Origin of the sequence: Klebsiella sp. B345 (assembly GCF_051131735.1) — a bacterium.
Taxonomy (GTDB): Bacteria; Pseudomonadota; Gammaproteobacteria; order Enterobacterales; family Enterobacteriaceae; genus Klebsiella.
Map to the genome: position 1 here is coordinate 3,384,282 of NZ_CP180443.1, position 22,196 is coordinate 3,406,477.

Annotated in this window: 21 protein-coding genes; 6 read left to right on the plus strand and 15 right to left on the minus strand. The window is 50.0% G+C overall.

Annotation, left to right across the window (positions count from 1 at the left end; translation table 11 throughout):
* Positions 1 to 3: 3 nt before the first annotated feature.
* The 7 genes from ACMYSO_RS15880 to ACMYSO_RS15910 form a co-directional block, all read right to left on the minus strand.
* Positions 4 to 2,127 (minus strand): peptidase domain-containing ABC transporter, encoded by a 2,124-nt coding sequence (locus ACMYSO_RS15880; RefSeq protein WP_434665834.1) that lies wholly within the window; start codon positions 2,125 to 2,127, stop codon positions 4 to 6.
* On the minus strand, positions 2,120 to 3,406 hold the full coding sequence (locus ACMYSO_RS15885; RefSeq protein ID WP_434665837.1) for an HlyD family secretion protein: 1,287 nt from the start codon (positions 3,404 to 3,406) through the stop codon (positions 2,120 to 2,122). Before ACMYSO_RS15885 ends, ACMYSO_RS15880 begins: the two co-directional genes overlap by 8 nt.
* 98 nt (positions 3,407 to 3,504) lie before the next feature.
* Positions 3,505 to 3,879 carry a hypothetical protein gene (locus ACMYSO_RS15890; protein ID WP_434665839.1) on the minus strand — a complete coding sequence of 125 codons (375 nt, stop codon included), beginning with the start codon at positions 3,877 to 3,879 and terminating at the stop codon, positions 3,505 to 3,507.
* Between the two features lie 781 nt (positions 3,880 to 4,660).
* Entirely contained in the window at positions 4,661 to 5,689 is a 1,029-nt protein-coding gene (locus ACMYSO_RS15895) for a fimbrial protein (protein WP_434665842.1), read from the minus strand.
* Between the two features lie 19 nt (positions 5,690 to 5,708).
* Complete coding sequence (locus ACMYSO_RS15900) at positions 5,709 to 8,255, minus strand: fimbria/pilus outer membrane usher protein (protein WP_434665845.1); 2,547 nt, start codon at positions 8,253 to 8,255, stop codon at positions 5,709 to 5,711.
* Positions 8,256 to 8,288: 33 nt separating this feature from the next.
* Entirely contained in the window at positions 8,289 to 8,981 is a 693-nt protein-coding gene (locus ACMYSO_RS15905; RefSeq protein WP_434665848.1) for a fimbrial biogenesis chaperone, read from the minus strand.
* 54 nt (positions 8,982 to 9,035) lie between these two features.
* On the minus strand, positions 9,036 to 9,596 hold the full coding sequence (locus ACMYSO_RS15910; protein ID WP_434665850.1) for a fimbrial protein: 561 nt from the start codon (positions 9,594 to 9,596) through the stop codon (positions 9,036 to 9,038).
* A gap of 502 nt (positions 9,597 to 10,098) precedes the next feature.
* Between ACMYSO_RS15910 and ACMYSO_RS15915 the strand changes: the two genes are divergently transcribed.
* Positions 10,099 to 10,680: a winged helix-turn-helix domain-containing protein gene (locus ACMYSO_RS15915; RefSeq protein ID WP_434665851.1), complete on the plus strand. Its 582-nt coding sequence runs from the start codon at positions 10,099 to 10,101 to the stop codon at positions 10,678 to 10,680.
* Positions 10,681 to 10,830: 150 nt separating this feature from the next.
* Here the strand turns inward: ACMYSO_RS15915 and epmB are convergent, their stop codons facing one another.
* Positions 10,831 to 11,859: an EF-P beta-lysylation protein EpmB gene (gene epmB, locus ACMYSO_RS15920; protein ID WP_434665853.1), complete on the minus strand. Its 1,029-nt coding sequence runs from the start codon at positions 11,857 to 11,859 to the stop codon at positions 10,831 to 10,833.
* Positions 11,860 to 11,899: 40 nt separating this feature from the next.
* Between epmB and efp the strand changes: the two genes are divergently transcribed.
* The 4 genes from efp (at position 11,900) to sugE (ending at position 13,465) form a co-directional block, all read left to right on the plus strand.
* Positions 11,900 to 12,466 (plus strand): elongation factor P, encoded by a 567-nt coding sequence (efp, locus tag ACMYSO_RS15925; protein WP_434586684.1) that lies wholly within the window; start codon positions 11,900 to 11,902, stop codon positions 12,464 to 12,466.
* Between the two features lie 91 nt (positions 12,467 to 12,557).
* A complete protein-coding gene (locus ACMYSO_RS15930; RefSeq protein WP_154145071.1) occupies positions 12,558 to 12,689 on the plus strand; it encodes an entericidin A/B family lipoprotein in 132 nt (43 codons plus the stop codon).
* A gap of 171 nt (positions 12,690 to 12,860) precedes the next feature.
* Entirely contained in the window at positions 12,861 to 13,007 is a 147-nt protein-coding gene (ecnB, locus tag ACMYSO_RS15935; RefSeq protein WP_004097935.1) for a lipoprotein toxin entericidin B, read from the plus strand.
* Between the two features lie 140 nt (positions 13,008 to 13,147).
* Positions 13,148 to 13,465 carry a quaternary ammonium compound efflux SMR transporter SugE gene (gene sugE / locus ACMYSO_RS15940; protein ID WP_434665855.1) on the plus strand — a complete coding sequence of 106 codons (318 nt, stop codon included), beginning with the start codon at positions 13,148 to 13,150 and terminating at the stop codon, positions 13,463 to 13,465.
* On the opposite strand, the gene ACMYSO_RS15945 is transcribed toward sugE, so the two are convergent.
* From ACMYSO_RS15945 to frdA, 5 genes are all read right to left on the minus strand, one after another.
* Positions 13,466 to 13,996: a lipocalin family protein gene (locus ACMYSO_RS15945; RefSeq protein WP_434665857.1), complete on the minus strand. Its 531-nt coding sequence runs from the start codon at positions 13,994 to 13,996 to the stop codon at positions 13,466 to 13,468. It lies immediately after the preceding gene.
* Between the two features lie 112 nt (positions 13,997 to 14,108).
* The gene (frdD, locus tag ACMYSO_RS15950) at positions 14,109 to 14,468 is read right to left on the minus strand and encodes a fumarate reductase subunit FrdD (RefSeq protein ID WP_004856982.1); all 360 of its coding nucleotides are present in this window, start codon (positions 14,466 to 14,468) and stop codon (positions 14,109 to 14,111) included.
* 10 nt (positions 14,469 to 14,478) lie between these two features.
* Positions 14,479 to 14,874 carry a fumarate reductase subunit FrdC gene (gene frdC, locus ACMYSO_RS15955; RefSeq protein ID WP_174509932.1) on the minus strand — a complete coding sequence of 132 codons (396 nt, stop codon included), beginning with the start codon at positions 14,872 to 14,874 and terminating at the stop codon, positions 14,479 to 14,481.
* 10 nt (positions 14,875 to 14,884) lie between these two features.
* Complete coding sequence (frdB, locus tag ACMYSO_RS15960; RefSeq protein WP_434665860.1) at positions 14,885 to 15,619, minus strand: fumarate reductase iron-sulfur protein; 735 nt, start codon at positions 15,617 to 15,619, stop codon at positions 14,885 to 14,887.
* Positions 15,612 to 17,402 carry a fumarate reductase (quinol) flavoprotein subunit gene (gene frdA / locus ACMYSO_RS15965; RefSeq protein WP_434665863.1) on the minus strand — a complete coding sequence of 597 codons (1,791 nt, stop codon included), beginning with the start codon at positions 17,400 to 17,402 and terminating at the stop codon, positions 15,612 to 15,614. Before frdA ends, frdB begins: the two co-directional genes overlap by 8 nt.
* A 276-nt stretch (positions 17,403 to 17,678) precedes the next feature.
* Here frdA and epmA point away from each other — a divergent pair, with 276 nt between their 5' ends.
* Positions 17,679 to 18,656, plus strand: coding sequence for an elongation factor P--(R)-beta-lysine ligase (epmA, locus tag ACMYSO_RS15970; RefSeq protein ID WP_123757831.1), 978 nt, complete (start codon positions 17,679 to 17,681; stop codon positions 18,654 to 18,656).
* Positions 18,657 to 18,740: 84 nt separating this feature from the next.
* On the opposite strand, the gene ACMYSO_RS15975 is transcribed toward epmA, so the two are convergent.
* The gene (locus ACMYSO_RS15975) at positions 18,741 to 20,840 is read right to left on the minus strand and encodes an alpha-galactosidase (RefSeq protein ID WP_434665865.1); all 2,100 of its coding nucleotides are present in this window, start codon (positions 20,838 to 20,840) and stop codon (positions 18,741 to 18,743) included.
* 21 nt (positions 20,841 to 20,861) lie between these two features.
* Positions 20,862 to 22,100, minus strand: a complete 1,239-nt coding sequence (locus ACMYSO_RS15980; RefSeq protein WP_434665868.1) for an oligosaccharide MFS transporter — start codon at positions 22,098 to 22,100, stop codon at positions 20,862 to 20,864.
* Between the last annotated feature and the right edge of the window lie 96 nt (positions 22,101 to 22,196).

Sequence of the window (22,196 nt, forward strand, 5' to 3'; positions counted from 1 at the left end):
CCGTTATGCTGACGTCAGGGTATTGGGTTGCGATAAATCAATGATGCGATCGGCTGAGGCAATGGTGGAGGGCCGGTGGGCAACAATGATTCGGGTAATACTTAAATCAGAAATAGACTGGTTAATAATGGATTCATTTTGCAGATCGAGATGGCTGGTGGCTTCATCCATAAACAGAATGCTGGGCTTTCGATAAAGTGCGCGGGCAACCAGAATACGCTGCTTTTGCCCCCCGGAAATACCGAGACCCAGTTCACCGACGATGGTTTCATAGCCCATCGGCATTTTCATGATTTCGTCATGGATGTTGCAGCGTCGGGCGCATTCGATAATAAAATCCATATCCGCGTTATCTTCAAAGCTGCTGATATTATCGATAAGCGACCCCGAAAATAGCCTGTCTTCCTGCAGCACACAGGCGGTTCCGAGACGGAAATTATTGAGGCCAATTTTCTCAATATCGAGATTGTCGGCCGTGATATCGCCGGTGGTGGGGGGGAGCAGACCGCACATCACTTTCAGTAAGGTGGTCTTACCGACCCCTGAAGGCCCTATCAGCGCTACCGATTCACCGGCTGCAACCGTGAGGTTGAGATTTGAAAAAATGGGTTGCGAGAACGGATCGTACTGATAACTGAGATTTCTGACTTCCAGTCTGACGCCGGTATTCTCGGCAAAGACGCGGCGGGCGGGCAGTTCTTTTTCCGCTTCGGTGAAGACGATTTCTGAAAGACGCTCATTATGTAACGACAGCATACGCACTTGCATAAAGAGATCGATAAGGCTGGATGCCCGCTGAGAAAACTGCCCGCGATAGGCATTGAACGCCATAAACATACCGAGAGTCATGCTGTTATCAATGACCATGATGGCGCCCAACCAGAGTATGGCGACCTGATCGATGGACGTAATAAAGGTATTGATGCCGCCAAACATCATATCGAAACGGGTTTGTTTGATGCCGGCGTTACAGGCGTCAATATTAATATTCAACCAATGCTGGGAGCGGCGCTCTTTTAAATTCAGCGCTTTGATGGTGGAAATGCCATACAGCGTCTCCATAAAGTGAGAACCGGAACGAGCGCCTTTAATCACCTGCTCCTCTGCAACGCGGCGGTAGAAGCTGTAGGTGGCAAAACGCATGATGGCGTAGCATAAGGTAAATCCTACGACCACCAGGACCAGCCAGCCGCCATATAACGTCAGCATGACCAGCAGACCAATGGTCATGATCGAATCGATAATACCGCTGACGATGCTATTGGTTAATGTGGAGCGGATCGTATCCAGCGATGAAAAACGCGACTGAATATCACCTAAGTGCCGTTTCTCAAAGAAAGATAATGGCAGGCTTGTCAGATGATCGAACAACGTGGTTTTCCACTGAATATTGGTCAGGGTATTCAGCGTTAACGAGGTCCATGCGCGCAGCATGCTGATAAAGGTACGGAACAGGGTAAAGAATACCAGGCCAATACAGATGACGGAAAGCAGACTCTGGTCGTGTGCCATGATGACGTGGTCAGTCACCAGCTGTGTACCGATAGGCAGCAATAAGCCAATGGCTTCAACGACAACGGAAAAAGCGAATATTTTTAACAGCACGGACTTCAGGCCGACGATATTGCGCATCAGGTCCAGCAGACGCAGGCGGGATTTTGCCTGCTCTTGCTGAAAATTCTGCTCAGGCCACAGTTCGAGGGCAACACCGGTAAAATGATTAGACATCTCCTGGGCACTAATAATTCGCCGCCCTAATGCCGGATCGTGCACGACGAAGTTGTTTTTGCGCACGCCGGTCAGCACAATATAGTGGTTCATGCCCCAGTGCATCACGCACGGCAGTTTAAGCTGTTTGATCTCATCCAGGTCGAGAGAAAGCGCCCGGCTTTTTAACCCGGCATGCTCCGCCGTTTTACTTAATGATAATAACGACGCACCTTGTGAAGGGCTGCCAAAGCGCTGGCGGAAGTTAAACAGATCGATATTGAGCCCGTAAAAACCGCAAACCATCGCCAGGCAGGCGATACCGCATTCCGACGCTTCTGACTGCAAAATAACCGGCGTTTTATGGCGGAAGGAAAAGTTAAGTTTATCTGTAATGGTCTTAAAGAGTTCTTTATGCATCGATTGGCCCACTCACACTCTGCGTCATCTTATAAAAAGGGGTAAACATCCACATATAGAGCGGTCGTTCTTCGAGGAAGACCAGCGCCTGGGCTTTCAAGCCATTAGAGAGCGTGAGTGTTTTGCCGTTATAGCTAAAGGTTTTATCCTTTATTTTTATAATGGTTTTATAAAGCGCCAGCTCTTGCTGGGTGGTGCCAGTATTCACATTGGTATATTCTGCCATCTCCTGGCGTGACGCTGGTACCGACGAAATCGTGAGTACTTCCCCGGGGAATTGACCAAATTTATCCGAAGGGAATGCATCATAACGAATATTGATGGTGTCACCGGGTTTAACGTAGGGAATCGCATTATTCGGCAGCCACAGTATGAGATAGTACTCGATATTTCCCATCGGCTTTATTTGCGCCAGGCTGCTGCCATTCTCAACCATCTGACCGGTCGTGACCGCCAGTGATTCTATTTTTCCGTCCGTTGTCGCCTTGATAATAATGTTACCGTTAGCATTGGATTCCAGCAATTGGTTCTTAAAGTCATAAATTTGGTTGTGTTGGTTGGAAATCTGATTGTCAAAATCTGCGGCTTTAGTCACTTTATCGCTGTTGGTCTGTGTTAACTGCGATTCCAGCTGCATTTTTTGGCTGATCAGCGACTGATACGTACTCTGCTGCTGGAAGTATAATGAATGCTGATAATTGTACTGATCTTTGGTGATGAGGCCGTCTGTTAAATATTTGTCATAGCTGGCGAGGTTAGCACGCATCTTTTTAAGCCCCGTCTGCGTGGTTACCAGCATCTGGTTGGTTTCTTTCAGCGAATCTTCAGTTGTTTTAAGCTGTTTATCTAGTGCGCTTAATGTTTCTGACTTGTTATGAGAGAGTTTAGTCAGAATATCTTCTGCATTGACGATTTTTTTATTGATAGCTTCAATTTGCGTCGCGCTGACATTGCCGCCGATGGTATTGCGGGAAACATCCAGTTCATAGAGTTTTTGCCCTTTTTTTACGATATCGCCTACATTAACATGCTGTTCAACCACGAAGCCCTGCTGGGGAGCGAAGACGTTAATCGAGTGCGGCAGGGTGATCACTTCGCCACGGACATCAACCCGTTGCGTGTACTGACAAAAAATCAGCGTGGAGATTAATACGATGATAAAAGCGAAGGATAATAAAATAATCAACCAAGCAGGCATCCCTGCCAACAATAGCGCCTTTCCTTTCCAATGGTGCCTCTTGTATTCAATAGCTTCCTTGCGATAGATATTCTTTAGCATATGCACCACTTGTCTGTTTAAAACCAATAAAGGCCTGGTTACCCAGGCCTTGCGCTGAAAGAATCAGCTAATTAACCATAATGCTAAATCAACGGCACTTACGCTGTCGTTGGCCATGGCGAGAACCTACCTTCATACACACCTTCAACAACGCCGACGCAGACTTCATAGGTTTTATCCCAGCCAACCAGGCTGGCGGCAAAGCCGCAGCCAATGCCGCCAACAACCAGCCCATAGATCATGCCAACACCCTGACCAATTGAACCGACGCCGAGGATACCGCCGCCATTACCGCCCCAAACGCCGCCGATAATAGTCCCAGCGATTGCACCTGTGACTCCGCCCAAAGCGGCTGCACCTACTGCTTCAACGGCATTGGTAGCAATTGAAGTCAGCGCCCCAGCGATTGAAGAAAAATCCCAGGAATAGCCACCAGAGATAGCTTCCATTTCAAAAATAGTTAATTGCTTCATAACTCATCCTTTTGTATATTATCCCTTAAAGGAATAGGTACTTTTGATAATAATATTATTATCCCTGTCTTTTCACATCAGAATAACATGGTGTGTAATATCTCATGTATTCTGTGGTCTATTGTAATGATAAAATTTACTTTTTTAATCCTTTCTTGAAGAATTCATGTTGAATTTTTACGCTTCATACTATTCTGCCATTTGGTTCATCTGTAGTGCTTTTAGTATTTTTGTAACCGCATGATTTTATGATGGTAATTATTCTGGGTTTAGTTTGTGAAGTGAGTTTTGTCTAAGGTGAAGTGCTGCCTTATGTTATTCATTTTTCTAAAGGGCTGATCGTCATAAACGAACGGATTCGTGATGCCAACGATATGGCTATATTTTTTAATGGATATTGACTGACAATATAACAAGTAATCCATGAAGGGGGGCTGGATGCGTCGTATGGTTTTGGTTACAGGGTTGCGCTGTGGCAGGGTGTTTTGGTTATGACGGCAGAGATAATAAAAGGCCTCATTCCTGGATAAAACAACTTACTGACGGTTAAGTGCATAAATTGATCGGTGCTTGTCGTCATCCGGCATTATGGCTTGCGATGGGAGGATATATTGATAATATGAGAAATAGTTGCCGTTACTGAATCAAATCAAGAAGAACGGTCAGCATTGCATTATATGTAATGAAGGAAATGAATGAAGACGAGAATAGATGTTCGCAGTATTAAAAAATGTTGACAAACATAACTAAATGCCTGTCAACATCAGAAGGGAAAAGAATATTACTTTTCCTGAATTACTATTTCCATCATGCCACTGACAGAGCCGGTGGAGACGTCATTGCTAACTTTATAGTAATCTGCGGTAAAACTTAAGGACTGAGACTTACTTACCTTTGTTATTGTGTATTTTGATGCATCGAAAAAGGTTATAGGTGTTGTTCCCTGCTTAATTATCAAGCCGACGTTTTTGGCTCCACCGGACAACTCGCTAGTAGAGTTTAGTAATACACCGTCTTTTGTTGCTGAAACATCGCTAATCGGATTGAACCAGTAACGATAATCAAATCCGACGGATGAATCAGGGCAGGTAACATCGAGCGTAAACTCCTTTTGCTTGCCGGTAACGGCCCCCTGAGATATACCCTTTAATAGGGTTAGATCTATCGGCTGTAAATTTACGGTACTGCCACCTTGCGGCGTTATTTCACACGACCCCTCACGGATGGTTATCGACGACCCGATCTTAATCTGTAAATAGAACAGATCCGTTTTGGCGGTGATTAAGCCTGGAATTCCTGCTGTAAACACTATTTCAGTCACCGTTCTACCGCCACTAAGACTACTGGCTTCGATATTATCCTTGGTTTTGATAAACCAGACGGTCATCAACTCGGGTTTGCTAGTGGAATTCAAACCATAGGCTGAATACGACGTCCCCACGGCCGCCGGTATAGGCCGACTAGCGGAACCGGTAAGGTAATCGGTGAATTCAAAGCCAATGCCAGGGATCCCGGTTTCATATACCTTTCCGCCGCTTACTCCTCTTACCCCGATAGCCTCAACTACGCTAGGTACGGCAGTAACCGCGTAAAGGTCGTTTACAGCACAGCCCTTAAACGTCGCGGTACCTCTAAAGTTACCCCCAAACGTCTCTGCCGAAAGTACGGTACCAGCAGGCGCGGTGAATGCATCCGCGCGTAATTTTTGTAATGAAACTCCGACTGTGAGGGCTCCTCCAGTTTTAGTGCAGACCGCCATCAAAGGAAAACTGACAAAGAATAAACTCATAAAAACAATTATTTTTTTCATCACTGTTCAACCATCCCTGTTAATGACAAACCGCAGTGGCTTGCACAATACCTTCAGTTACCGCAGCTAAGTCATAGGTGGCTTTACACTGCTGCCCGGCTTTGCTTCCCCACTGTGCATGTATCTCACCGCTATCCTGCAGACCGGACAGATACACCATACCGCCATCAGAAACAATACTGGCCTGGGCATCCGGACGCGCAACCAGGGTTACCGTCGAGCCATAAGGAACAGCGTCACCTGACGGTCTCTTCAGGATCAAGAACGCACGGCGGCCGATGTTGCCCTGGAAGTTTGCCCGTGCGATAGCGCCACGTGTCGGAACGACTTTTTGGACTGTATTCGGCAGTTCCATATCATCGCCCAGCGTGGTGCTATCCAACGCCACGCTTGTACGGTGGTATGGTGTGACGTAGGGAAGAATCGCGTAACCACGGAAATCGGTTTTAATGGTCGAGTTATTCTCCAGCCCAACGCCATTTAATCCTGGTGCTTTTACCAGAACGCTTGTATCAGACATTTCCTGGCCTAACGTTATACCGTCGGCATGAACCAGCACGCCACCGCTAAGACCATAGTTGATGTACTGACTCTCTTTATTATAACTATAGCCACCAGTCATTGAGCCGAATGAACCGCGATAGGTACCGTATAACCCGCCGCTGGCGTCTTCTCTGTTGCTATAACCTTGCTGAATGTTCCAGTCCAGACCATTGCCTTCCAGCGCGCTGCCGCCCAGTGAAACAGATTGTTCGGTAGAACCTGGGTTGCTATTGGTGACGTTATAGCCTGCATAAGAATTAGGTAACCAGTCTGCTAACGGGATGGAAACATTCAATGTGAAGACATGATCGTCCTCTACAGAGCGACTACCACCATGACTACCCCAGGAATAACGGCTGTAGCTATAACCTGCATAATAGTTGATTTGACGGAAACCACCGTTATACCCGATGTTCAATGAGCTATTACGGCGATGAGTATGCCAGTAATCTTCGAATACCCCTGATACAGAAATGCTTCCAAGGCCAGAGCCCAGGCTTTGGCTTAGGGTAATATTTGTTCTGTTACGAATAGAATATGGAGAATAGGTGCCATAACGGTTGTTATAGGTATTCATGACCTCAGAAAGCGTATTATACCCGAAGGTTGAATAGCGATAACCCGCGACGGTAATATTCGTGCCGGTTTCAAGAATATTTTTACCGTAACGAATTCGCCACGACTGGCCCGTTGTTTTATCCTCGTCTTTCTTTTTGGACCAGGCTTGGGTTACATCAGCAGAAATCGCCCCAATATCTCCCATATTTTGTCCCACGCCGAAGGCCAGGGCTTGATAGGTTGACGCAGCCTGCACACCGCCATAGAGCGTCGTATTGTCCAGTACGCCGTAGCCGATAGTGGCCTGAGTAAACGGTTTGTCTTCTATGTCGCCATTGTAGGGGCGATATTTGCCGCTGGTAATTTCATATTCCATCTGACCTTCTCTGAGCATCAGTGGCAAAGAAGCGTAAGGAACGACAAAGTTCTGGCGGGAGCCATCGGCTTCTTCGACGGTGACATACAGGTCACCATTGCCCCCGGTAGAATAGAGATCGTTAATTTCAAAGGCACCAGGGGCAACAAACGCCTGGTAAATCTGGTAACCATTCTGTTTGATGACCACGCGGGCATTGGTTCTGGCAATACCGCGCACAATAGGCGCGAAGCCTCTAAGGCTTTCGGGGATCATGTCCGTGTCGGTTGCGAGCTGGATACCAGTGAAGGGGACGCTGTCAAAAATACTCGACAGGGAGGAACTTTCACCTAAGACTAAGGTGCTTTTCAACGGAATAATACTGCGCTGGGCGTACATATAGACGGAGTCCCAGTCACCGCGACTCCCTGCTGATTTATTCCAGGTCATCAGATTGCGAAGCCGCCATGCACCGATATTCAGGCCTGACTGCAGATTAACATTATAGTATTCGTTTTTGGCTTCGTAATCTTTGCCAGAGCTGAACTGATAGTTGGTCAGCAATGCGTTAATACCGTCATCGAACTCTTCTGGAGGAACCATACCTTGTGCGGCATTTAACAATGCCGCCTGCGGTATGGATATCAAAAGCTGCTGAGTATTGAAGTTAAAGTCAGCCGAAAAGTCGGGGACACGAGCGGTGTTTACACACCCGTTTTCATCTTCCGTTAATGTCGGAAATGCCCCGACACGTAACCCATAGCCAGATAATCTCGCCATGCTCAGGCAGGGGCCAAGCCTTAGCTCGCCGGTAACCGGATCTCTTTTCTCGACAAAGCGAATATCGGTCGTTTCCTGCAGATTATTGTTCAAAAAAATTTCAACACGATACTCGCCCGGTGCCTGTGCGTCTTTTGTCGCATATTGTGATAAGTCAGGTATGAGAGAAGAATCAGTGGATTGGTCAACAGACTTGATAAACTCAGGGTCAAAGAAATCACGAGCCAAAGCGTGATTGCATAAGCCGAAAGTGAATACAGGAAGAAAGACAAAAAGCGAGCGGGAAACACCCCAAAAAACACCATCCCTTTTTCTTATTGAAATAAACATACGTCCACCCTGACCGTTCAAAAAGAACAGTAATTAAATCGATGACGAGTAAGCAGAACCCGTACCACCATTATCGGTTGCTACTTTCCATACTATTTCTGAGCCATTAACACCAGCAGGTAACGAAAACTCTCTGGTTGAAAATGATTCTATGTTATTAACGGTACCACCCACTTCCTTGCCGTTGATTTTGACCGATTTGAAATAGATGAAAAACGGCGTCGCATTTTTCAACGTGATTTTGTTGTTTACCCTACGCCACTCTAATTTTTTAGCTTCTTCGTTTATAGAAAGACTCTGTATGGATAATGGGCGATAAATCAGTCGCATTCTATGACGAACGGCTAACTGAACCTTATTCTTATCGTTATCGGCTTCGTTGGTTGGTGGGATAGACATCACGCTAAAGAAGTAAACGGTTTCTCTGTCTTTTGGTGCATTAGCGATGTGCGCGTTCGGAAAAACACGAACGGTATTCTTTTGTTTCGCTTCCAGACGGAAAAGAGGCGGGGTCACCATAAAAAATGATGCATTATTTCCTTCCCGAGGTTCAACCCATGATTTGACCAGATAGGGGATATCATCTTTGTTTTCTATGTTAGCGCTAATCTCACGCGTTCCTTCTTTATAAAGATGGCGCGTTGAATCGATAACAATCCCACTGTGGGCAACAAAGCTCGTAGAAAGAAAAGAAACAACCACCATTTTCAATAATGATTTCAGCATAATTCAGTCCCTGAATGAAATAGTAGGGCTTACCTAAGTAAGCCCTATTGCGTATTAGTAGCTGATGGTGAAGGTGGCTACGCCTTTAACTGGCCCTTGGGTTACGCCATTGGCAGTTTTAACATATGCTGCTTTATAGAATACAGTGGAAGCTTTACCTGCAACGAAAGGCACAACGTCAGGAGTTGCACCAGTCAGGCTGATACGAGAACCGTCGGTCTTGATTACAGCCACAGATGCATTTTTAGCTCCGCCTGCAGCGGTGTTGGTCAGTACATCATCCATGCCGCTGATGTAGTCGCCGGTTACGGCAATGTTCAGGTTACCGCTATAATCGGTTGCACCTTTCTGGCAATCTTCAATTTTGTACTCGATATCGCCAGCCAGAGCCATGTGCGGGGTATTTACTGCCAGAGCTTCCAGTGCAGAAGCTTTAACATCAGACAGTTTCAAAACACCGCCCTGAATCGCCAGTCCTGGCGTTACGTTACAGGATTCACCCGTTTCGGTAACGTTACCCAGAATCGTCAGATAAGCACTGTTCCCTGCTGCGAAAGCCTGAGTACCGAATACTGCAGAAGCAGCGATTGTTGCAGCAATGATTGTTTTTTTCATTTGTTTAATCCATTTATTAGATATAAGTCCTGAATAGATGCCCGGCTCGGTTGCTACTTAATTTATGGTTAATAGCCTTGCCGCTATCTATACCTGGGCACCGTTCGTTTTCCCCCTGTCGGATAAACAAAGCATACATATATATGCTTCTTGGCGTTTATTGACAGAAGCGGAAACAAACTTAAATCGGAGGCTGGTAAAATGCATGTGAATTTTACCTGAATTTAAATTTCATCTTTTCAAATCAAGCGATTTGCATTCTATTTGTATGATCAATCTGCGCATCAATGCGTGTAAATGTAGACTATTATGGCGGCATCCGTACTTCCATTTTTTTCAAATATCATGTTATTCTCATTCTTACTCCAGAATCGAATTTGCATGTTTACACATAAAATCATCTGTATTTTATAGAGTTACAAGGAAGTTGGCTGATTTTGGGTGGTGAATTTTAATTTAATTCATCGTCATATCGTTTTGCTGATGAGGAAGATCGGGAACTATGATATTTAACGAATATATCATTAATGATGAAATTATTTTTGATGTGAATGCTAATGAGTTGCGGCCTTTAGGTGGACGTGGAGAGTGGGTCAGTTTGAATGCACCAACGGCACGTTGTCTTCAACTCTTACTGGAAAGTCAGGGGGAAATTGTTTCGCGGGAAGAATTCCTGGATACGGTATGGAAAACGCGGGGGGTTGTTGTCTCTCAAAATACATTCTATCAGAACATCTCTTTGCTCAGGAGATCGCTGGCTAAAGCTGGGTTGTCGAAAGATATTATTTCTACCGTCAGGCAGCAGGGCTTTGTTCTTGCTGCAGATACGTACGTTACTTCTTCCTTAAAAACAGATGATGTTCCGCTTGGTCAGGTTGTTGATATGCCAGCGACTACTGACGTTGATCCTCCTCCTGATGATAATCGCCTCATTAAAGATGTAATTGCTTATGAGGAGGAGGATCGTAAACATGATGGGAAACTGGTGGTCATTAAATTGCCCGGGTGGATTTTACCACTTCTGGTTGCGACTATTGCCGCGAACGCACTTTCTTTATTTTGGTTGGTCGTTATTAATGAATAACGTTAATAATTAATTTAACGTTAAAATGCGGCGACCTGCTGTAAAGATAAAACAGTGAACGTTATGTGCTGGATTAATTATTGGTCTTCTTTTGTGTCTGCTACCAATGACTTCATAGTCCGCCAGGTCACGCCTGGCAGACTTTCGCCGTTAACGTTGTTTAAGGCCTAAATCCAGCGGCGTCTTGCTGGGCTCGCCGCCAATTTCACGCGCCAGTTTTGGCACCATATAGCCTGACACCAGGGTCAACAGTTCGCGCATAATCACTCGGGCTTCCTCGTCATCGACCATAAAATGGGCCGCGCCCTGCACCTTGTCCAGCACGTGCAAATAATAGGGGATGACGCCCGCATCGAACAGTGCATTGCTTAGATCGGCCAACGTGTGCGCATTATCGTTGACGCCGCGCAGCAGAACGCTTTGATTCAGGAGCGTGACGCCTGCTTTGCGTAAACGCTTCATTGCCTCACGGAAGTCGTTATCGATCTCATTGGCATGATTAATGTGGTTCACCAGCAGGATCTGCAGCGACGATTGTTCAAAACGCGACACCAGCGTAGCGGTGATACGCGCCGGAATAACGATCGGCAGGCGGCTGTGGATACGCAGGCGCTTGATATGTGGGATACCTTCCAGCTGCGTTAGCAGCCAGTCGAGCTCATGATCTTTTGCCATCAGAGGGTCGCCGCCGGAAAAAATGATCTCATCCAGCTGCGGATGGGCGGCAATATACTCCAGTGCGGCCTGCCAGTTACGTTTATTGCCCTGGTTTTCAGCGTAGGGGAAGTGCCGACGGAAACAATATCGACAATTTACCGCGCAGCCGCCTTTCACCAGAAGCAGCGCCCGGTTGCGGTATTTATGCAACAAGCCAGGAACTACGCTGTGCTGTTCTTCCAGGGGATCGGTGGAGTATCCAGGGGCAGAGACAAACTCTTCCTGTGAGGTAAGTACCTGACGAAGAAGGGGATCGTTGGGGTTTCCTGGCTCCATACGAGCGATAAATGCCCGTGGAACACGCAGTGCAAACAGGCGCTTCGCATCACGCCCCGCCAATAAGTTTGCGTCAGCGTCTACATTTAAAAGATGCAGCAGTTCATCAGGACTGGTCACAACATCGGCAAGTTGCGTTAACCAATCTTCTCTGGATGGGGTATTTAGGGTTACAATATGCGCCATTTTGTGGCTTAGCTACCAATTAACAATTTCAGAGGGCCTTATGGCGACTTACTATAGCAACGATTTTCGTGCCGGTCTTAAAATCATGATGGACGGCGAACCTTATGCGGTTGAAGCGAGTGAATTCGTGAAACCAGGTAAAGGTCAGGCTTTTGCGCGCGTTAAGCTGCGCCGTCTGCTGACCGGTACCCGCGTAGAGAAAACCTTCAAATCTACCGATTCCGCTGAAGGCGCAGACGTTGTCGATATGAACCTGACTTACCTGTACAACGACGGTGAGTTCTTCCACTTCATGAACAACTCTACTTTCGAGCAGCTGGCTGCTGACGCGAAAGCAGTTGGCGATAACGCTAAATGGCTGCTGGATCAGGCTGAGTGCATCGTGACCCTGTGGAACGGTCAGCCTATCTCCGTGACTCCGCCGAACTTCGTTGAACTGGAAATCGTTGAAACCGATCCGGGTCTGAAAGGCGACACCGCAGGTACCGGTGGTAAACCAGCAACGCTGTCTACTGGCGCTGTGGTTAAAGTTCCGCTGTTCGTTCAGATTGGTGAAGTCATCAAAGTGGATACTCGCTCTGGCGAATACGTATCCCGCGTGAAGTAATTCATGTTCTGAGATGGTTGGCGCAGCAGTGTGCTGCGCCTGCTATTGCAGGCCAGGATATCGTAAGCAAGGAACGGACGAACAGGGGAAGATGAATAACTCAATTAAGCTTCTGATATTGCTCTCCCTGAGCGCGGTTTTGCTGACCGGCTGTAATACTGCTCGCGGCTTTGGTGAAGATATCCAGGGGTTAGGGCATGCTATTTCCCGTGCTGTCAGTTAGGTGCTTTTGCCAGACTACGTGATTCATCATCGAATTTGTTGTACCGTTTCACTTCCTTCTGCCGTTTCATCTCTCCTTTTCTCTTAAAAAACGCTGAGATCCCGCCATCCTGGGCCAGGTTGTCTATGCTTATAGGGCACGATAACTAAAACTGGTAATAAGGATGACATTATGGTGAAAAAAGCGATTGCAGCGTTCTTTACGGTTTTGGCCCTTTCTTCTGTGTTGACCGCATGTAATACAACACGTGGTGTTGGTCAGGATATTTCAGAAGGTGGTAGTGCCATCTCTGGGGCTGCGACTAAAGCTCAGCAATAGACCTCGACGGTACGGTTTATCAGCCGTACCGTTCTTCCTCTCTGCGACGTAGTTGCTTATAATACCTGCGATTTTCACACACCTTGCGGGACGACCCGTAAGCGTATCGCATCCGGGGACGGCCCCATCAAGGGGGTTCTGTGTCCTGGTTCGTTCTGTTTATCGCCGGTCTGCTGGAAGTGGTCTGGGCGGTTGGTCTGAAATATACCCACGGTTTTAGTCGCCTGGTGCCAAGCGTTATCACTATTGTCGCCATGGTGGTCAGCATGGCGATGCTTTCATGGGCGATGAAGACGCTGCCTGTCGGCACCGCCTATGCGGTCTGGACGGGGATTGGCGCGGTAGGTGCCGCCATCACCGGTATCGTCCTGCTGGGCGAATCAGCCAGCGCTATGCGCATTGCCAGCCTGGCATGTATCGTTATCGGCATTATCGGGCTTAAGATCAGCGCACACTGACTAATAGTGCTGATTCACCCAGATAAGTTTACTGACGTCGAAACCTTGCCGGGTGGCAATGTCCAGCATTTGCTGTTTAACCTCCGGTGAGATTTGCGGCGAGCGGGCCAGCAGCCACAGATAATCGTGGTCTGGTCCGCAAACCAGCGCATGGCGATACTCTTTATCCAGGGCGATAACGTTATAGCCGCCGTAGAAAGGGCCAAAGAAAGAGACTTTCAACGCCGCGCGAGTCGGCGAGCCGGTAAAGTAAGCCACGCCATCGGTTTTCTGCCACATCTCCCGGTCGGGGTTATAGCCTTTATTCACGACGTCCAGCCCACCATCGTCACGCAGGCTGTAGGTGGCGGTAACTTTTTCGAGACCGCTTTCAAACGAGTGGTCGAGGCGGGCAATCTCATACCAGGTGCCAAGATAGCGCTGAGTGTCAAACGGGCTGACCACCGTCACGCCTTGCGGCGGTGTCGGCGTGCTACAGGCGACAACCAGAAACGACGCGGCAATAACCGCAATAATGGGCAGCACACGCATAGCATTTTCCTTGCTGGCTTTTTAGCTAAGTGTAGATTCTGCCTGGAAAAAAGCGGGGATATTTTCTGCAAAAGAGAGCCCGGTAACAGAATGCTACCGGGCATCTGGGACGTTAAATAAATAACACGCCGATCAGCGTCACGACCGTCAGAATGGCAGCCAGGCCGTAGAAGACCCATTTACCGTTCGGAACGTGGATTTTCAGGTCATGCATGGCGTGATGGATCCGGTGTAACCCGCACCACAGCGGCAGGACGATCATCAGGAAGATGAAGGCGCGTCCGACAAAGCTCTGTGCAAAGCCCAGTACGCGCTCGTAGCTGAAGGCATCGCCTGGCGCCAGACCTAATGGCAGCAGAATACCGACCAGCAGCACCATTACCGGCGCGACAATCGCGCCCCACATGCCACCGGCACCAAACAGCCCCCAGAATACCGGCTCATCGGAACGTTTCGGGTTGGGATTGATCATTTCAGTCTCCTTACCAGAACAGGGCAACAAACAGGATCACCACGGTCACCAGCGCGGTCACCACCCAAAGCCCCTTAATCACCGGCTCTGGCCCCATTTTTTCACCTTTAAGAATGATATTGGCGGCTTTCGGCGCCAGCTCAAACCAGGTTTTGGTGTGCAGCAACGCGCCAGCCAGGGTGATCAGATTCAGGATCACCACCACCGGGTTTTGTAGAAAACCCACATAGCCCGCCCAACTTTCTGCACCGTGCTTCAGGGCAAACAGACCGTAAATCAGCACAATACTGAACCATACCGTCGGTACGGCGGTGCCTTCACGCACCATATAGAAGCGATAAAACGGCAGCTTTTTCCACCAGGTGGAGGTCATCGGCCGCACATAGGGTTTGCGTTTCGTCGTCATCATGCACTCCTTAGCGTGGTTTCAGGGTGGCGATAAGAAAGTCTTTCGAGCTTTCTACTTTGCCCTGCTGAATGGCGGCCGCCGGGTCGACATGCTTCGGACACACTTCTGAGCAGTAGCCCACGAATGTGCAGGTCCAGACGCCATTCTTACCGTTCAGCTGCGCCATACGTTCCTTCTTACCGTGGTCGCGGCTGTCTTCGTTGTAGCGATGGGCGAGGGTGATCGCCGCCGGGCCGATAAACTCCGGATTCAGACCAAACTGCGGGCAGGCGGCATAGCACAGGCCGCAGTTGATGCAGCCGGAGAACTGATGGTATTTCGCCATCTGCGCCGGGGTTTGCTTGTTTGGTCCCTGGTCCGGGGTTCGTGGGTTGCCGATAATATAGGGCTTAATAGCCTCCAGGCTTTCGATAAAGTGGGTCATATCGACGACCAGATCGCGCTCTATCGGGAAGTTAGCCAGCGCCTCAACTTTAATGCCCTTGGTGTATTCACGCAGGAAGGTCTTGCACGCCAGTTTCGGCACCTTGTTGACCATCATCCCGCAGGAGCCGCAAATCGCCATGCGGCAGGACCAGCGGTAGCTCAGGTCAGGCGCCAGGTTGTCTTTGATGTAGCCCAGCGCATCAAGTAGCGAGGTTTGCTCATCATACGGGACTTCATAAAACGCGCTGTGCGGTGCGGTGTCCACTTCCGGGTTGTAGCGCACCACTTCAATTTTGAGGTTTTTCATCTCAGCCATTTGCCGGCTCCTTCTTCTCGGCTGCTTCCGCTTCTGCACCATAGACACGTTTTGCTGGCGGCAGAGTGGTGATTTTCACATCGCCATATTCCAGACGTGTGTTGCCATCGGCATCGCGGAAGGCGAGCGTGTGTTTGAGGAAATTGACGTCATCACGTTCGGTGCAGCCTTCGTCGAGGCGCTGATGCGCGCCGCGCGACTCTTTGCGGGCGATGGCGGAATGCGCCATGCATTCAGCGACGTTCAGGCCGTGGCCCAGTTCGATGGTGTAGAGCAAATCGGTGTTGAAGACGCTGGAGTTATCGGTGATGCGCACGCGTTTGAAGCGCTCCTGCAGCTCCGCCAGCTTATCGATGGTTTTCTGCATCAGTTCCGGCGTACGGTAGATGCCGCAGCCTTCTTCCATCGACAGTCCCATCTCATCACGAATTTTCGCCCAGTTCTCGTTACCTTCCTGATTCACGAGCGTTTTAAGGCGTTTTTCTACGTCGGCAGCCTGGGCATCCAGCGCAGTGCCATTAGCTTCCCCGGCTTCAGCGGCGCGCTGCATGGCTTGTTCACCGGCAAGGCGACCAAATACCACCAGTTCCGCCAACGAGTTAGAACCGAGGCGGTTCGCGCCATGCAGGCCGACGGACGAGCATTCGCCTACGGCAAACAGACCCTTAATGCGGGTTTCACACTGCTGATCGGTATCAATGCCGCCCATGGTGTAGTGGGCGGTTGGGCGAACCGGGATCGGTTCTTTGACCGGGTCTACACCGACATAGGCCTTCGCCAGCTCACAGATAAACGGCAGGCGTTCAAGCAGCTTTTTCTCGCCCAGATGACGCAGGTCGAGATACACCACGTCACCACGCGGCGTGGGGATGGTGTTACCTTTACGCCATTCATGCCAGAAGGCCTGAGACACTTTGTCGCGCGGGCCGAGTTCCATATATTTGTTTTTCGGCTCGCCCAGCGGCGTTTCCGGGCCCATGCCGTAATCCTGCAGATAACGGTAGCCGTTTTTGTTGACCAGAATACCGCCTTCGCCGCGACAGCCTTCAGTCATCAGAATGCCGGAACCTGGCAGGCCGGTGGGGTGATACTGTACAAACTCCATGTCGCGCAGCGGTACGCCGTGGCTCAACGCCATGCCCATGCCGTCGCCGGTTACGATGCCGCCGTTGGTGTTATAACGATAGACGCGTCCTGCGCCACCGGTGGCCATGACCACCGCGTTGGCGCGGATTTGCACCAGAGTGCCTTCCATCATATTCATCGCCACCAGACCACGAGCCTGGCCATCATCGACCAAAATATCGAGGACGAAATGTTCGTCGAAGCGTTGAATTTGTGGGAACTGGAGGGAGGTCTGGAACAGGGTATGCAGCATATGGAAGCCGGTCTTATCGGCGGCGAACCACGTGCGTTCGATTTTCATCCCCCCGAAGCGGCGTACGTTGACGCTGCCGTCCGGACGGCGGCTCCACGGACATCCCCACTGCTCGAGCTGGGCCATTTCCGTCGGACAATGATGGACGAAGTAATCGACGACATCCTGCTCGCAGAGCCAGTCGCCACCGGCGACGGTGTCGTGAAAATGGTACTCAAAGCTATCATGATCCTGCGCGACGGCAGCAGAACCGCCTTCAGCTGCCACCGTATGGCTGCGCATGGGATAGACTTTTGAAATCAGTGCGATTTTGGCATTTGGATTTGCCTGCGCCGCGGCAATGGCTGCGCGAAGACCTGCTCCGCCAGCGCCAATTACGGCAAGATCGGCTTGAAAAGTTTGCACGACATTCCTCCAGTTTTTGTTTATTTCGCCGCCGGACTGGCGAAAATGTATCACTGCTCCTTTATAGGTAAAGGAGTATAGCCGTAGGGTTGATGGGGAAAATTGATGTGTTCGATTTTTTTATCAATATGTGCGCCGGATTATTAGCTGCAATTATGGTTCTTGAGTGGAGATAAATCCTTCGACTGATTTACAGGGGCCAGTTCGCACAAAATTTGTTTCACCCGACGGTTACGAGTAGACTTCGTGCCCTTGTATGAAATCGGAGAAAGTAACATGAGCGAAACGGCAACCTGGCAGCCGAGCGCGTCCATTCCAAACCTGTTAAAACGTGCGGCGATAATGGCGGAAATTCGCCGTTTCTTCAGCGACCGTGGCGTGCTGGAGGTGGAGACGCCTTGCATGAGCCAGGCAACGGTGACAGATATTCACCTGTTCCCGTTCCAGACCCGTTTCGTTGGCCCTGGCTATTCGCAGGGGATGGATCTTTATCTGATGACCAGCCCGGAATACCACATGAAGCGTCTGCTGGCGGCAGGCTGTGGTCCGGTGTTCCAGCTGTGTCGTAGCTTCCGTAATGAAGAAATGGGGCGTCATCACAATCCTGAATTCACTATGCTGGAGTGGTATCGTCCGTGCTACGACATGTACCGACTGATTAATGAAGTCGATGATCTACTTCAACAAGTGCTGGAGTGCCAGCCGGCGGAAAGCCTCTCTTATCAGCAGGCGTTCCTGCGCCATCTTGAACTGGATCCTCTGTCAGCAGATAAAACGCAGCTGCGTGAAGCGGCGGCGAAGCTCGATCTGAGCAATATTGCCGATACGGAAGAAGACCGGGACACCTTACTGCAGCTGCTGTTTACCATGGGCGTTGAGCCGCATATTGGTAAAGATCGCCCGACCTTTGTTTATCACTTCCCGGCAAGCCAGGCTTCTCTGGCGCAGATCAGCACGGAAGATCACCGCGTCGCTGAGCGCTTTGAGGTCTACTACAAGGGAATTGAACTGGCGAATGGTTTCCATGAACTGACCGATGCGCGGGAACAGCAGCAGCGTTTTGAACAGGATAACCGCAAGCGTGCGGCCCGTGGTCTGCCGCAGCAGCCGATTGATACCAACCTGCTGGGTGCGCTGCAGGCCGGTCTGCCGGACTGCTCCGGCGTGGCGTTAGGGGTCGATCGCGTGGTGATGCTGGCGCTGGGTGCGGAAAGTATCAGCGAAGTGATTGCCTTTACCGTCGATCGCGCCTAGGTCCCGTCAAATACGCTGGCGCAGTGTTGCGCGACTGAATCACGCAGACAACCCGACAGCAGCTGCCGTCGGGTTGTGCGAGGGTTAGCGGGATATTTCAAAAATAGCTGCCGAGCGCGGCGGCAAGGTGATCGTCAGGGCCTCCTGCTCATCGTGCCATACGGTTTCATGTTGTGCGGTAGATGGATAGCCCTGTCGTACGCTGCCCTTAAGCCCGGTCAACGGTAGCGTGCAGCTCTCCTGCGATCCCTCTCGTCTCCAGACCGCCAGCCATACCTTGCCTTCTGTGGACTTCATGCCCAGAGCCACCCACTCGTCGGTAAAGTTCGAGAGCCCCAGCGGCCAGAACGGTAGCGCAGTGTTGATGTGCTGGCGCAACGTTTTGTAGTAGCGAATCGCCTCCTTGACCTGCAGAAAACCCCGATCGGAGAGCTCCGCCAGATGGCCGCTCTGGTGAATACGTAGCAGCATCGCCGAAACCTGATTAAAGATGACCGCCTGTTCATCGTCATCGCGCAGCGGATAGGACCAGATAGCTGCCTGCTCTGGCGTCACGGCAGTAGGGGCGTTGGCGGCAATGGTCGCGTACTTCAGGTAATCTTCCTGATCGCTGGTGGACTGGATAGAGCAGCGGCTCAGCATGGCATAATCCATCCGCAGGCCGCCGCTGCCGCAGTTTTCAATGATCAATTGCGGATAGCGAGCAAACACGCGATCCAGCCACGCCAGCCAGGCCCGGTTATGTTTCAGCAGACCATCACCGGCGCTATCGGCGTTCTGCTCGGTGCCAATGCCGGGCTCAATGTTGTAATCCATTTTGATATAGCCGACACCATATTCAGTGACCAGCCGGTCGATCACTTCATCGGCATGGCGAATGACCGACGGACTGGTAAAGTCCAGTTGGTAACGGCTGCGGTCAAAAACCCGTTTACCGTGGCGCATGAAGAACCAGCTGTCGTCGGTTTCCTCCAGTTTAGGTGATTTCACACCCATGACCTCCAGCTCCAGCCACAGCCCTGGGATCATGCCTTTTTCGCTAATATAGTGAATCACATGCTGAATGCCTTCGGGGAAACGCTCTTCGCTCGGCAACCACTGGCCCACGCCGTTCCACCATTCACCTTTGTCATACCAGCCGCAATCGATACAGAAATATTCGGCTCCCGCTTCAGCAGCGGCATCGATCAGCGGCAGCAATTTTGCCGTCGTGGGATCGCCAAACAAGCAGTTCATGTAGTCGTTGAAGATAACGCCTAGCTGCTGGTTATCATCATTAAGACGCCGGATGCGGCGACGATACTGGGTTAAGGTCGCCATGGCATCGGTGAAGCCCGCCTGGGTAACGCCTATCGCCACCGGAACAGAACAGAACGCATCGCCGGGCTGCAGCTGTTTAAACCAGTGATGATAAAACTCATTCGGTCCACCTAACTGCAGATAGAGTTGGTTGGCCTGATCGCCGATTTCCCAGTGCCATGAACCGTTATGCTCAATTTGCCAGAACAGGCCGGCGCCGGTGCAGCGATCTTCCAGATAGCCCATTGGCAGGTATTCTTTGCTCGACCACGCGCCGGTATTACTGTAATGCAGCGGTTTTGATGAACGCTGTAACCCTTTCTGAATACAGGGCATGAACCCTAATTCATCAAACCGGTACTGCCGCCATTGCAGTTCACGGGTCCAGCTGTTGTGGGGAATATGTAATGTGAAGTTATCACCCCAGTTTTTGTCGCTCTCTTTGGCAATGCCGTTAATCACGAAGCTGGAAAGATACTCTACGGTAAATGCCTGGTGGCCTTGATTACGAATGACGCTCCAGCTGCAGATCAGCGCCAGATGAGTATAAAACTGATAATGAACCTCAACCTCTGCGGCGGTGTTGGTGTCATACAGGGTAAAAACCAGCTTGCGGCCGTCATGATTGCGTGAGTCCTGGTGCTGCTGGTAGCGCAGCGTATAGCCCGGTGCCGTAGCGGTGAATCCGGCGCCATGTCGTTCAAGCGGTTTATCCAGCCCGGAAATATTGACCTCGACCAGATTAAAGCGCGATTGCTCATCGCGATTGGGGCCGATGGTGTCGGCATTAAACGGCAGGGCGGAAAAATGCAGCAGACGCGCCCGGTCGGCTAAATCGAAAACCATGGTAATACCGTTTTCAATGACGGATAAAAACTCTGACATATCAACTCCTGAATCGCAGGGTTATACGGTTGGCGCGGGGTGCAGTACCCGATTGCGCGATAACGTGAAAACAGAAATAACGGTGAAGCACAATGCGATAATGCCGAGGACGGTATAGGACTGTTTGAATCCCATCGCATCGTACATACCGCCGATGGCGGTGCTCATAAAGATTTGGCTAAACTGCTTGGAGAACTGGAAGCCGATTAAGTACACGGTGGCAGACAGTCGCCAGTCGAAATTGGCGGAGATGTATTTCAGGGTGGCGATAATCAGAATCGAACTTTCGAAGCCGTGTAATAGCTTCATAGTGGAAATCATGATCGGACCAGTGGCCATTGCGCTGCCGATAATACGGAAGGTCATGATAAAACCGCAGTACAGCAGGGCGTTTTTGGGGCCAATACGATTGACGATGGCCGGCGCTAAAAACATGGTTAACGCATCAAGGAAAATCTGTACGGTGTAGAGATAGCCAAACACTTCCGCTCCCCGTTCGCGGGTGGCGAAAAAGCTGCTGTAGTAGACGGCGAACTGTTGATCATAGGTTTCATAAACGGCGCCAACGCCCACCATATACAGCACCAGAAACCAGAAGCGTCCTGTTTGCAGCAGGGCCAGCACATCGCCGCGCTCTATTTTTACCCGCTGCGGACTGAGCGCATCGTCCCGTACATGCAGGCCTGGGCGGAAGAAACAGAGCAGCACGGCGAGGATCAGCCCGGCGCAGCTTGCCATGATAAAAATGTAGTTAGGGTTAATCGCGAAAAGCTTACCGGAAATAAAGGTACCGATCGCCGCCCCGATACCGCCCCACATTCTGGCACGGCCAAATTCAAACCCCTCGAGACGAGAAATCTTATCGATCCACGCCTCACAGATCCCACAGCCGCAACCAAACGTCAGACCGATGAAGACGCCGCCCGCCAGGGCCCCGGCAATAATATTGATTTTGAGTAATGGGGCGAACACCCAGATCCACCAAGGGGCAAAAGCAATCATCAGCCCTGCCAGCATCCACATCAGGTGTTTACGAAAATTAAGTTTATCGGCAAGGATGCCGAAGACGGGCTGGAAGACCACGGCAACAATAGCGATGCAGGTATACACCATGCCGACTTCGGTTGAGCGAACGCCGATTTTTTCCGTTAGCCATAATGACAGCCAGGGAAAGCAAGAACCCCAGCCGATAAAGAAAAAGAGAAACCATATGCTCGAGAGCAGGTAGTTCTCTTGCTTCATACCTTTTGCCGATAACATATAAAACCTCATTTTTAGTAAACAAGATATTGTTACCTTAAAAATTAACTTATCGTTCTGGGAAGAAGGTAATCAACGAAGCGTGAATAAGATCAT

Coding starts and splice junctions, on each gene's coding strand:
- ACMYSO_RS15880 (WP_434665834.1), bottom strand. CDS start 2,127: ATGCATAAAGAACTCTTTAAGACCATTACAGATAAACTTAACTTTTCC.
- ACMYSO_RS15885 (WP_434665837.1), bottom strand. CDS start 3,406: ATGCTAAAGAATATCTATCGCAAGGAAGCTATTGAATACAAGAGGCAC.
- ACMYSO_RS15890 (WP_434665839.1), bottom strand. CDS start 3,879: ATGAAGCAATTAACTATTTTTGAAATGGAAGCTATCTCTGGTGGCTAT.
- ACMYSO_RS15895 (WP_434665842.1), bottom strand. CDS start 5,689: ATGAAAAAAATAATTGTTTTTATGAGTTTATTCTTTGTCAGTTTTCCT.
- ACMYSO_RS15900 (WP_434665845.1), bottom strand. CDS start 8,255: ATGTTTATTTCAATAAGAAAAAGGGATGGTGTTTTTTGGGGTGTTTCC.
- ACMYSO_RS15905 (WP_434665848.1), bottom strand. CDS start 8,981: ATGCTGAAATCATTATTGAAAATGGTGGTTGTTTCTTTTCTTTCTACG.
- ACMYSO_RS15910 (WP_434665850.1), bottom strand. CDS start 9,596: ATGAAAAAAACAATCATTGCTGCAACAATCGCTGCTTCTGCAGTATTC.
- ACMYSO_RS15915 (WP_434665851.1), top strand. CDS start 10,099: ATGATATTTAACGAATATATCATTAATGATGAAATTATTTTTGATGTG.
- epmB (WP_434665853.1), bottom strand. CDS start 11,859: ATGGCGCATATTGTAACCCTAAATACCCCATCCAGAGAAGATTGGTTA.
- efp (WP_434586684.1), top strand. CDS start 11,900: ATGGCGACTTACTATAGCAACGATTTTCGTGCCGGTCTTAAAATCATG.
- ACMYSO_RS15930 (WP_154145071.1), top strand. CDS start 12,558: ATGAATAACTCAATTAAGCTTCTGATATTGCTCTCCCTGAGCGCGGTT.
- ecnB (WP_004097935.1), top strand. CDS start 12,861: ATGGTGAAAAAAGCGATTGCAGCGTTCTTTACGGTTTTGGCCCTTTCT.
- ACMYSO_RS15945 (WP_434665857.1), bottom strand. CDS start 13,996: ATGCGTGTGCTGCCCATTATTGCGGTTATTGCCGCGTCGTTTCTGGTT.
- frdD (WP_004856982.1), bottom strand. CDS start 14,468: ATGATCAATCCCAACCCGAAACGTTCCGATGAGCCGGTATTCTGGGGG.
- frdC (WP_174509932.1), bottom strand. CDS start 14,874: ATGACGACGAAACGCAAACCCTATGTGCGGCCGATGACCTCCACCTGG.
- frdB (WP_434665860.1), bottom strand. CDS start 15,619: ATGGCTGAGATGAAAAACCTCAAAATTGAAGTGGTGCGCTACAACCCG.
- epmA (WP_123757831.1), top strand. CDS start 17,679: ATGAGCGAAACGGCAACCTGGCAGCCGAGCGCGTCCATTCCAAACCTG.
- ACMYSO_RS15975 (WP_434665865.1), bottom strand. CDS start 20,840: ATGTCAGAGTTTTTATCCGTCATTGAAAACGGTATTACCATGGTTTTC.
- ACMYSO_RS15980 (WP_434665868.1), bottom strand. CDS start 22,100: ATGTTATCGGCAAAAGGTATGAAGCAAGAGAACTACCTGCTCTCGAGC.